Genomic DNA, 10,787 nt, shown 5'->3' with positions numbered 1-10,787 from the left:
CCAGGCGCTGCGCGCGCCGGCCATCCGCAGCTGGCTGGAGGCGGCCAGCAACCAGCCGTTCGAGGGTTCGGCCGCAGAGTTCGCGCAGCAGGTGATGCGCGAGGCCGGGCGCTGACCGCCCTGCATCGCTCCCCCCGCACCACGCTCCCGCACCACGCCCGCCGGGCTCAGCGCGCGTACCTCTTGGCCCCGGCCACGCAGACCACGGCGGCCATGGTGACCAGCACCATGCCCCAGCTCACCTGCTCGTGCAGCAGCAGGGCCGCCAGGCCCAGGCCCATGAAGGGCTGCAGCAGCTGGATCTGGCCCACGGCCGCAATGCCGCCCTGGGCCAGGCCCCGGTACCAGAACACGAAGCCGATGAGCATGCTGAACAGCGAGACATAGGCCAGGCCCAGCCATGCGGGCCGGCCCACATCGGCCAGCGATGCCGGCATGCTGATCAGGGCGGCCGGCAGCATGACGGGCAGGGCCAGCACCAGCGACCAGCTGATGACCTGCCAGCCGCCCAGCGTGCGCGACAGGCGCGCGCCCTCGGCATAGCCCAGGCCGCAGACGATGATGGCGGCCAGCATCAGCAGATCGCCGCGCAGCGAGCCCCCGGCCCCGCCCACGGCCGCATAGCCGGCCACGAAGGCCGCGCCCGCCAGCGAGAACAGCCAGAAGGCCGGGCGCGGCCGCTCGCCGCCGCGCAGCACGGCGAACACGGCCGTGGACAGGGGCAGCAGGCCCACGAAGACGATGGAATGCGCCGAGGTGACGTACTGCAGCGCCAGCGCGGTCAGCAGCGGAAAGCCCACCACGCCGCCCAGCGCGCTCAGCGCCAGCGAAGGCATGTCGGCACGCGCGGGCCGGGGCTGGCGCAGCGCCAGCAGCATGGCCAGAGCCAGCAATGCCGCAATGCTGGCGCGCGCACAGGTCAGGAAGGTGGGGTCCAGGTCGGCGACCGCCACGCGGGTGGCCGGCAGCGATCCCGCAAAGATCGCCACGCCGATGAATCCGTTGATCCACCCGCTGCTTGTCTTGTCCATCAAAAAGCTCCTTGGTTTGCAGCAGGCAGTGGGCCATTGCACGGCCGGATCTTCCATAGACAGTCCAATACAATTCAAAAGAACTGTTATGCACACAAATCCACTACAGAAGAGAGAGCAGCCATGCGCAGCGGCACACGCATCCAGGCGGTGATGGAAGAGATCCAGTCGCGCATCGCCGCGCGCACCTACCTGCCCGGCACACGCCTGCCCTCGGTGCGCGCGCAGGCGCAGGCCATGCAGGTGTCGGTGTCCACGGTGGTGGAGGCCTATGAGCGGCTGGCGGCCGAGGGGGTGATCGCCTCGCGCCCGGGCTCGGGCTTTTATGTGGCGGGGCCGGTGGCGCCGCTGGCGCTGGGCGGTATCGGGCCGCGCGTGGACAGGGAGGTCGACCCCCTGTGGCTGGCCCGCCAGTCGCTGCAGGCAGATGCCCACGCGCTCAAGCCGGGCTGCGGCTGGCTGCCGCCTTCATGGCTGTACGAGGAAGGCGTGCGCCGCGCGCTGCGCTCTCTGGCGCGCTCGGGCACGCTGGAGCTGACGGAGTACGCAACGCCGCTGGGCCACCCGGCACTGCGCCGCCTGCTGGCGCGGCGCATGGCCGCCATGGGGCTGGAGACCTCGCCCGAGCAGATCCTGCTGACGGAGTCGGGCACTCACTCCATCGACCTGGTCTGCCGTTTCCTGCTGGAGCCCGGCGATACGGTGCTGATCGACGACCCCTGCTATTTCAATTTCCATGCGCTGCTCAAGGCGCACCGCGTGCAGGCCGTGAGCGTGCCCTACACACCGCAGGGGCCCGACGTGGCCCGGTTCGCCGACGCGCTGCAGGCACATTCGCCACGCCTGTACATCACCAATTCGGCCATCCACAACCCGACAGGCGCCACGCTGTCGCCACTGGTGGCGCACCGCATCCTGAAGTTGGCCGACAGCTCGGACCTGGTGATCGTGGAGGACGACATCTTCTGCGACCTGGAGACCCATGCGGCGCCCCGGCTGGCGGCCTTCGACGGCCTGTCGCGCGTGATCCAGATCGGCAGCTTCTCCAAGACGGTGTCGGCCTCGCTGCGCTGCGGCTTCATCGCGGCGCGGCCCGACTGGACGCAGGACCTGGCGGACCTGAAGATCGCCACCAACTTCGGCGGCGGGCGCATGGCCGCCGACATCGTGCTGCGCACGCTGACCGACAGCGGCTACCGCAGGCACATGGAGTCCGTGCGGCTGCGGCTGGCGCAGGAAATGGAACGCACGGCCGCGCGGCTGCAGGCCCTGGGCATGAAGCCCTGGCTGGTGCCGCAGGCCGGCATGTTCCTGTGGTGCCAGTTGCCCGGGGGCATGGATGCCACGGCGCTTGCGCGCACCTGCCTGGAAGACGGCGTGGTGCTGGCGCCCGGCAATGCCTTCAGCCAGTCGCAGAGCGCGGGCGACTTCCTGCGCTTCAATGTGGCGCAGTGCTCGGATGCGCGGATCTTCGAGGTGCTGGCGCGGGCGCTGAAGGGCTAGGCCGTTTCAGCCTGCAGCAGGCCGCGCACCCGTGCCTGCACGTGTTCCAGGGACGGCGGCAGGTCGAACAGCACGCGGTAGACGATGGGTGCGGCCAGCGCGTCGATCAGGGTGTCCGCAGCTGGCATCGCCTCGCCACGCCGCGCTGCGCGCTCGCCGATCTGCGCCAGTTGCCCGCGCAGGATTTCCACGCAGGCGCAGGGCGTGTGCTCGTTGCCCGCTGCGGCGGCCATGTCGCGCAGCATGGTTCGGCCCAGGGGCGAGGCCGATTCCTCCAGGAACTGCTCGGCCCAGGCCAGCAGGTCGCCCTCCAGCGTGCCCGTGTCCAGCGGCGGCGCCGTGGGCCGGATGATTTCCACGGCCACATCGGCCAGCAGCTGCTGTATGTCGCCCCAGCGCCGGTAGAGGGTGGACGGCGTCACGCCCGCCTGGGCGGCAATGAGCGGAAAGCTCAGTTCCTCGCGCGGCATGGTTTCCAGCAGGCCCTTGACGGTCTGGTAGACCGTGGCCTGGATGCGCGCGCTGCGTCCGCCGGGACGGGCGGGACCGCCTGTTTTGGAAAGGGATGGGACTTGCGTGCTCATGGTTATTAAAGCTAAAAATTTGCATTAGCAGCGCACAAGCGCAGAATTCGCTAACGCAAAAACTTTGCATTAATTGTGCAGCAGGGCTCTTAACCATGTCGGTACTGCAACCATCCAACTCCACTCCCGCTGCCCGGCCCGGCCGCAGCCTGGCCGTCCTGGCCTTCGGCCTGGGCAGCTTCTTCGCGGCCTCCAGCGCGCCCACGCCGCTGTACCGGCTCTACCAGCATGACTGGGGCTTTTCCTCGGGCATGCTGACCCTGGTCTTCGCGGTCTATGCGCTGAGCCTGCTGCTGGCCCTGCTCACCACGGGCGCGCTGTCGGACCACCTGGGCCGCAAGCCCGTGATCCTGGCGGCGCTGGTGCTGGAGATCGTCTCGCTGGCGGTGTTCGCCCGCGCGGGCGACGTGCAGGCCCTGGTGCTGGCGCGCGTGCTGCAGGGCTTTGCCACCGGCATGGCCAGTGCGGCCATGGGCGCGGCGCTGCTGGACCTGCACCGCGAGCGCGGCACGCTGGTGAGCACCATGGCGCCCATGGTCGGCATGGCGGCGGGCATTGTCGTGGCGGGCGAGTTCGCGCAGCTGTGGCGCCAGCAACTGGGCCTGGTGTTCTGGCTCATGGCGCTGATCTTCGTGGCCGTGGCCGCCGCCATGGCCGTGCTGCCCGAGACGGGCGCGCGCCGCCCCGGCGCGCTGGCCGCCATGCGCCCGCGCGTGCGGATTCCGGGCCAGGCCCGGGCCGACTTCATGCGCGTGCTGCCCATGAGCATCACGGTGTGGGCGCTGGGGGGCTTTTACCTGTCGCTGGGCCCGTCGATGATCCGCTCGGTCACGGGCTCGGAGATCGCCGCCAGCTTTGCCGTGTGCATCAACACGCTGAGCGCCGCCGCCGCCATCTGGACGCTGCGCAGCCGCGCGCCGCGCGCCATGCTGCAGTTCGGCGGCAGCGGCCTGCTGGCCGGGGTGGCCCTGCTGCTGGTCGGCGCCCATCTGCAAAGCCTGCCCCTGGTGCTGGGCGCCTCGGTGGTGGCGGGCGCGGGCTTCGGCGTGGGCTTCCAGGGCGCGCTGCGCAGCGTGATCCCGCTGGCCGAGCCGCACGAGCGCGGCGCCCTGATCTCGGCCATCTACATCGCCAGCTACCTGGCGTTCAGCGTGCCTGCCATCGCGGTGGGCATGGCCGCCGCGCGCTTCGGCCTGTTGCCGGTCACCTATGCCTACGGCCTGATGCTGATGCTGTTCGCGAGCCTGGCGCTGGCGGGGACGCGCCAGCCCAGGCCGGTGGTGGTGTCCTGAGGCATTGACTGAAAAATAAAATCATAGCAATCCAGCCTTATTCCACCTGGTGATCAACGGGAAGTAACGGAGAAAATCTCAGCGGCGGCGCAAAAAAAGTTCAGCCGAACTTGCAGGATGGGCAGGGCTTGTTCGGCATACGGGGAGTCACACCACTTTTCCCAGCCCCATGCCCCGCACCCACCCCCACCAGCCCCAGGACGGCCTTGCAGCCGCACGGGGCTGGCCTGCGTCCATGGGGATGGCTGGGGTGACAGCGGTGCTGGGGGTGGCGATGCTGGTTGCCACGGCAACGGACTGCGCCCATGCGGCGCCGTCCGCCCAGGCCGCCCAAGCCGGCCAGCGCAGCTTTTCGATTGCGGCCGGCCCTCTCACGCATGTGATCGCGCAGTACGCCAACCAGGCTGGCGTTGCGCTGTCGTTTGATGCCGCGCAGCTGGGCCGGCTGCAGTCCCCGGGGCTGCAGGGCAGCTATGGCGTGGAAGACGGTTTTGCCAGGCTGCTGCAGGGCACGGCGCTGCAGGCCGTGCGCGAGTCCAGCGGCGTCTACACGCTGCGGCCGCTGCCAGCGGCGGCCTCGGGCATCGGCGGGCAGACGCTGGGCACGGTCACGGTCCGGGCCACGGCGCCGGCCAGTGCCACGACCGAGGCATCGGACAGCTACACGGCCAGCCTGGTCACGGGCTACAAGGGGCTTCAGTCGGTGCGCGACATCCCGCAGCCCGTGACCGTGCTCACGCGCCAGTGGCTGGACGAGCAGGCCCTGCCCGACCTGCATGCCGTGCTGCAGCACACGCCGGGCGTGACGGTGGAGTACATCGATAGCGAGCGCATCGCCTATTACTCGCGCGGCTACCAGATCGATTCGCTGCAGGTGGACGGGCTCAATGTGAACCAGGTGGCCTCGGCCTCCACCTTCATCCAGCCCGATACGGCCATGCTGGACCGCGTGGAGGTGCTGCGCGGCGCCACGGGCCTGCTGCGTGGCGCGGGCTCGCCCTCGGCCATGGTGAACATGGTGCGCAAGCGGCCCACGGCGCAATGGCAGGGCTCGGCCGCGCTGACGCTGGGTTCCTGGGACCGCCAGCGCATGGAGGCCGACCTGTCCGGCCCTCTGAACGCAGCCGGCACGCTGCGCGGCCGGCTGGTGGCGCTGGCGGACGACAAGGCATCGTTCCAGACCGCGCGCAAGGAAAAGCGCCTGGGCCTGTACGGCGTGTTGGAGGCGGACCTGGGGCCGCGCACCACGCTCACGGCCGGCCTGCAGCACACGGACCTGCAGGCCACGGGCTCCTGGGGCGGCCTGCCTGCCGCTGCCGACGGCAGCCAGCTCGGCCTGCCGCGCAGCACCTACCTGGGCACGCCCTGGAATACCTGGGACCGCCACAACCAGCAGGCCTTTGCCGAGCTGGAGCACCGGCTGGACAGCGGCTGGCAACTTAAGGCCCAGGCGGCGCACACGCGGTTTCGGTCGGACGGGTTCAAGCAGACCTCGTTTTCCAGGGCCAGCGACAGCAATCCCTATCTGTTCGACGTAAGCACCTCCATCTATGGCGGCGACGGCAGCACGCAGAACGCGCTGAGCCTGCTGGCCAGCGGCCCCTTCGAGGCCCTGGGCCGCAGGCACGAGCTGTCGCTGGGCGCCGACCTGCAGCGCATCCGCAGCACGGGGGCCACGGGCTACTGGGGCGTGAGCCCGCTGCGCAATGTGGACATCCGCGGCTGGAATCCGTACACCAGCTATCCCGAGCCGTTCTACAGCGAGGGCAACGGCAACGCCTATTCATCGCCCGTGTCCCACATCCACCAGTACGGCGGATTCGCGCGGGCCCGGCTGTCGCTGACCGACTCGCTCACCGCCATTGCCGGCGCGCGCCTGAGCTGGTGGAGCTATCTCGAACCCGGCAATGCCCAAAGCGGCTACAGCGTGCGCCGCGAGCTGACGCCCTATGCGGGCCTGGTGCATGCGCTGTCGGACACGCTCGACGCCTATGCCAGCTACAGCGAGATCTTCAGCCCCCAGGACAAGAAGGCCGCCGACGGCAGCATCCTGGCGCCCGCCCGGGGCGAGGACCTGGAGGCCGGGCTCAAGGGCAGTTTCATGGACGGCCGGCTGCAGGCCAGCGTGTCGGTGTTCCGCATCCAGCGCGTGGGCAGCGCCATGCAGGACACGGCATCGGCCATGCCCTGCCTGCCGTACTACCCGACCAGCCACTGCTTCATGGCCGGCGGCAAGAGCCGCAGCCAGGGCTGGGAGCTGGAGCTGTCCGGCGAGCCAGCGCCAGGCTGGCAGGTGCTGGCCGGCTACACCTACACCCAGGCCAGGTACCTGCGCGACACCTCCGAGGCCAACGTGGGCCAGCCGCTGCGGCCCGTGGACCCGCGCCATGCGCTGCGCCTGTTTGCCAGCCACCGCTTCAAGGGGCCCTTGCAGGGATGGACCGCAGGCGCCGGCGTGCGGCTGCAAAGCGATGCCTACGCCAGCGTGGGCGATGTCACCACCCGCCAGGGTGGTTATGCGCTTTTTGACGCGCTGCTGGCCTACCGCCTGGACGACACCTACTCGCTACAGCTGAACGTGAGCAACCTGCTGGACAAGCGCTACTACGCCAAGTTCTCGCCCAACAGCACCTACTTCAACAACTACTACGGCGATCCGCGCAACGTCACGGTGTCGCTGCGCGCGCGCTTCTAGGGCCACGGCCGGCCTGCCCTCCTTTCCCGGTTTTTTTCCGGTCTTTCTTCACGGTTTTTCCTCCCGCTTTTTCCAACCTTTGCACATGACTGCCATGACGCACCCCAGCACTACTGCGGACTTCCGCTTCGCTCCCCATCCCCTCACGCGCCTGATCCGCCAATGCCTGGGCGCCGGCCTGGCCCTGGCCGCCGTGGGCGTGGCGGCCCAGACGGCCGAGGGCCCGGCCCTCAAGGAGGTGACGGTGAGCGACCAGGCCGAGGCCATCGGCGGACTGCAAAAGACCTATGCCGGCGGCCAGATCGCGCGCGGCGGCGACCTGGGCATCCTGGGCAAGACCGACCAGATGAACGTGCCCTTCAGCACGACCAACTACACCTCGGAGCTGATCGAGAACCAGCAGGCGCTGACCATCGCCGACGTGGTGATGAACGACGCCTCGGTGCGCACGCTGCAGGCGCGCGGCGGCTATGGCGATGACTTCCAGGTGCGGGGCTTTTCCCTGTCCATGCGCGATGTGTCGGTGAACGGCCTGTACGGCCTGTCGCCCTCCACGCGCCTGCCGCTGGAGGTGATCGAGCGCGTGGAAGTGCTCAAGGGCCCCGGCTCGCTGACCAATGGCGTGGGCCCCAGCGGCAGCATCGGCGGCAGCATCAACGTGGTGACCAAGCGCGCGGGCGACGTGCCGCTGAACCGCCTGACCGCCACCTACATGGGCAAGGCCCAGTTCGGCACCCACCTGGACGTGGGCCGCCGCTTTGGCGAAGACAACCAGTGGGGCGTGCGCGTGAACGGCGTGTGGCGCAATGGCGAAGGCAACATCGACGGCGGCCGCCAGCGCCTGGGCCTGGCCTCGGTGGGCCTGGACTACGAAGGCCAGGGCCTGCGCTGGTCGCTGGACGCGCTGACCACCAGCGGCAAGACCACGGAGTTCCGCCCGCAAAGCGCCTTCCTGGCCGGCATCACCCAGGTGCCCGCCGTGCCCGACAGCCGCACCAACTTCAATCCGGGCACGGAGCTGCTGGACAAGGCCAAGACCGTGATCTCGCGCGTGGAATACGACATCAACGCCAACACCTCCGTCTACGGCGGCGTGGGCTACAGCGATGTGTCCAGTGACCAGAGCTTCCCCACGGCCGTGCAGCGCATCGACTCGCTGGGCAACTTCACGGTGCGCAACGGCTTCTACGACGAGTTCAACAAGACCACCTCGGCCGACGTGGGCCTGCGCACGCGCTTCAAGACCGGCGCCATCGGCCACACCGTGGTGGCCGCGGCCAACTACATGGACCGCGAGAGCGGCTACTTCTACCAGCTGACCACCAAAGCCGTCCCCTCCAACATCTACAACCCCTCGCCCCTGCCGGCCATCGACTTCGTGCGCGGCGCGCCCACCAAGAACGCCGAGCTGACGCAGCACAGCCTGGCGCTGGCCGACACCATGGCGCTGTTCAGCGACCGCGTGCTGGTGACCGTGGGCCTGCGCGACCAGACCATCGACCAGAAGAACGCCAGCGGCACCACGCTGTACAAGGCCAGCGCCGTGACGCCGCTGGCCGGCGTGGTGTTCAAGCCGCAGAACAATGTCTCGGTCTACGCCAACTACACGGCGGGCCTGTCGGCAGGCGGCACGGCCGGGCCCAACACGGCCAATGCCGGCCAGGTGTTCGCGCCGCAGAAGTCCAAGCAGTACGAAGTGGGCGTGAAGGTGGACTGGGGCCGCATGACCACGCAGGCCGCGCTCTACCAGATCCAGCGCCCGGGCTCCATGACAGACCCGGTGACCAATGTCTACAGCTTCGGCGGCGAGACGCGCAACCGCGGCCTGGAGCTGACCGCCTACGGCGAGATCCAGAAAGGCCTGCGCCTGCTGGCCAGCGCGGCCTTCAACAACGCCAAGCTCTCGCGCACGGCAGGCGGCGTGAACCAGGGCAACGATGCCAACGGCGTGCCCGAGCGCACCTTCAACCTGGGCCTGGACTGGGATACGCCCTGGGTGGAGGGCCTGAGCCTGAACGGCCGCGTGATCCACACCTCGTCCATGTACTACGACGCGGCCAACATCCTGCGCATGCCCGGCTGGACACGCCTGGACCTGGGCGCACGCCTGCGCACCCACGTGGCCGGCAAGCCGGTGGTGCTGCGCGCCAGCCTGGAGAACGTCAGCAACAAGAGCTACTGGGTGACTGCAGCCGGCTACACCACCACGGGCGCGCCGCGCACGCTGATGCTGTCGGCACAAGTGGACTTCTAAGCCCCCGGCCACCGGCAACCGCCCCGCCCCCGGCATGGCGCCCGGGGCGCGGTGATGGCGGGGGCCGCAGGCCCCCTTCTGTCAGAGAAAAAAACACCCCATGCAAAGCCACACGATCAAGACCTGGGCCTGGTTGCACAAATGGAGCAGCCTGGTCTGCACCGTCTTCATGCTGCTGCTGTGCCTGACTGGCCTTCCGCTGATCTTCCACCACGAAATCGGCCACCTGCTGGGCACCGAGGTAGAGGCCCCGCCCATGCCCCAGGGCACGCCCCATGCCAGCCTGGACAAGGTGCTGGAGGTGGCCCACGCCCAGCACCCGGACCGCGTGGTGCAGTTCGTCTCCAAGTCCGACGACACCGACGACCTCTGGTTCGTCACCATGACGCCCACGCCGGCGCCCACGGACGATTTCCGCTCCGTGGTGGTCGATGCGCGCACGGCCGAACTGCTGGCCCAGCCGCGCTTCGACCAGGGCTTCATGTGGGTCATGTTCAAGCTGCACGTGGACCTGTTCGCGGGGCTGCCGGGCAAGCTGTTCCTGGGCTTCATGGGGCTGCTGCTGCTGATCGCCATCGTCAGCGGCGTGGTGCTGTACGCGCCCTTCATGCGCAAGCTCGATTTCGGCACCGTGCGCCGCACGCGCCAGCCGCGCCTGAAGTGGCTGGACCTGCACAACCTGCTGGGCATCGTCACCCTGGTGTGGCTGTTCGTGGTGGGTGCCACCGGCATGATCAATACCTGGGCCGACCTGCTGATCAAGTATTGGCAGCATGACCAGCTCAGCAGCGTGCTGGCGCCCTACCAGGGCCAGGACACGGTCCCGGTGGCGGAGCGCGCCTCGCTGCAGCAATCGCTGCAGGCCGCCCAGCAGCAGGTGCCAGGCACCAAGCTGTACTTCATCGCCTTCCCCGGGACCACGTTCTCCAGCCCGCACCACCACACCTTCTTCCTGCGCGGCAACGAGCCCCTGACCTCGCGCCTGTTCCTGCCCGTGCTGGTGGACGCCAAGACCGCCCAGGTCACGGCCGCGCCCGCCCTGCCCTGGTATCTGACGGCGCTGCTGGTGTCCCAGCCGCTGCACTTCGGCGACTACGGCGGGCGGGCCATGCAGATCCTCTGGGCGCTGCTGGACATCGCCAGCATCATCGTGCTGGGCACGGGCCTGTACCTGTGGGTCAAAAAAGGCAAGAGCGTGCCGGCCCCGCAACCCGCGCCGCGCGGCAAGGAGATCACGGCATGAGCGGCGCGCAACACCGGGGCTTTCTCGCCCTCTGGGGCTGGCCCATCGCACTGGGCGTGCTGACGGCCATCGGCCTGGTCTCGGCCCTGTTCAGCGACGGCGGCTTTGGCGACATGCTGGCCGGCGTCTGCCTGGCCATTCCCACGGCGGCGGGAATCTGGCACGGCTGGGTGCGGCGCAGCCCG

General features: G+C 69.2%; 8 protein-coding genes. 6 read left to right on the top strand and 2 right to left on the bottom strand.

The window, feature by feature from the left end:
* Positions 1-167 precede the first annotated feature (167 nt).
* Positions 168-1,031, bottom strand: a complete 864-nt coding sequence (locus tag ACM14_RS29410; protein WP_065348106.1) for a DMT family transporter — start codon at positions 1,029-1,031, stop codon at positions 168-170.
* A gap of 123 nt (positions 1,032-1,154) precedes the next feature.
* Between ACM14_RS29410 and ACM14_RS29405 the strand changes: the two genes are divergently transcribed.
* Entirely contained in the window at positions 1,155-2,534 is a 1,380-nt protein-coding gene (locus ACM14_RS29405; protein WP_047219778.1) for a PLP-dependent aminotransferase family protein, read from the top strand.
* On the opposite strand, the gene ACM14_RS29400 is transcribed toward ACM14_RS29405, so the two are convergent.
* The gene (locus ACM14_RS29400; RefSeq protein WP_012203814.1) at positions 2,531-3,118 is read right to left on the bottom strand and encodes a TetR/AcrR family transcriptional regulator; all 588 of its coding nucleotides are present in this window, start codon (positions 3,116-3,118) and stop codon (positions 2,531-2,533) included. The two genes, ACM14_RS29405 and ACM14_RS29400, sit on opposite strands and share 4 nt — an antisense overlap.
* Before the next feature lie 95 nt (positions 3,119-3,213).
* Between ACM14_RS29400 and ACM14_RS29395 the strand changes: the two genes are divergently transcribed.
* From ACM14_RS29395 to ACM14_RS29375, 5 genes are all read left to right on the top strand, one after another.
* Positions 3,214-4,410 (top strand): MFS transporter, encoded by a 1,197-nt coding sequence (locus tag ACM14_RS29395; protein WP_065348105.1) that lies wholly within the window; start codon positions 3,214-3,216, stop codon positions 4,408-4,410.
* Positions 4,411-4,579: 169 nt separating this feature from the next.
* On the top strand, positions 4,580-7,105 hold the full coding sequence (locus ACM14_RS29390; RefSeq protein WP_065348104.1) for a TonB-dependent receptor: 2,526 nt from the start codon (positions 4,580-4,582) through the stop codon (positions 7,103-7,105).
* 85 nt (positions 7,106-7,190) lie between these two features.
* Positions 7,191-9,359: a TonB-dependent siderophore receptor gene (locus ACM14_RS29385; protein WP_065348103.1), complete on the top strand. Its 2,169-nt coding sequence runs from the start codon at positions 7,191-7,193 to the stop codon at positions 9,357-9,359.
* Positions 9,360-9,459: 100 nt separating this feature from the next.
* A complete protein-coding gene (locus ACM14_RS29380) occupies positions 9,460-10,602 on the top strand; it encodes a PepSY domain-containing protein (RefSeq protein ID WP_065348102.1) in 1,143 nt (380 codons plus the stop codon).
* The coding region (locus ACM14_RS29375; RefSeq protein ID WP_065348101.1) for a hypothetical protein at positions 10,599-10,787 on the top strand (189 nt) is incomplete at its 3' end. The genes ACM14_RS29380 and ACM14_RS29375, both read left to right, overlap by 4 nt.

It is taken from the genome of Delftia sp. JD2, assembly GCF_001682645.1.
Lineage (GTDB): Bacteria > Pseudomonadota > Gammaproteobacteria > Burkholderiales > Burkholderiaceae_C > Comamonas > Comamonas acidovorans.
This window is presented reverse-complemented; position numbering and strand designations above follow the sequence as displayed.

Coding starts and splice junctions, on each gene's coding strand:
- ACM14_RS29410 (WP_065348106.1), bottom strand. CDS start 1,031: ATGGACAAGACAAGCAGCGGGTGGATCAACGGATTCATCGGCGTGGCG.
- ACM14_RS29405 (WP_047219778.1), top strand. CDS start 1,155: ATGCGCAGCGGCACACGCATCCAGGCGGTGATGGAAGAGATCCAGTCG.
- ACM14_RS29400 (WP_012203814.1), bottom strand. CDS start 3,118: ATGAGCACGCAAGTCCCATCCCTTTCCAAAACAGGCGGTCCCGCCCGT.
- ACM14_RS29395 (WP_065348105.1), top strand. CDS start 3,214: ATGTCGGTACTGCAACCATCCAACTCCACTCCCGCTGCCCGGCCCGGC.
- ACM14_RS29390 (WP_065348104.1), top strand. CDS start 4,580: ATGCCCCGCACCCACCCCCACCAGCCCCAGGACGGCCTTGCAGCCGCA.
- ACM14_RS29385 (WP_065348103.1), top strand. CDS start 7,191: ATGACTGCCATGACGCACCCCAGCACTACTGCGGACTTCCGCTTCGCT.
- ACM14_RS29380 (WP_065348102.1), top strand. CDS start 9,460: ATGCAAAGCCACACGATCAAGACCTGGGCCTGGTTGCACAAATGGAGC.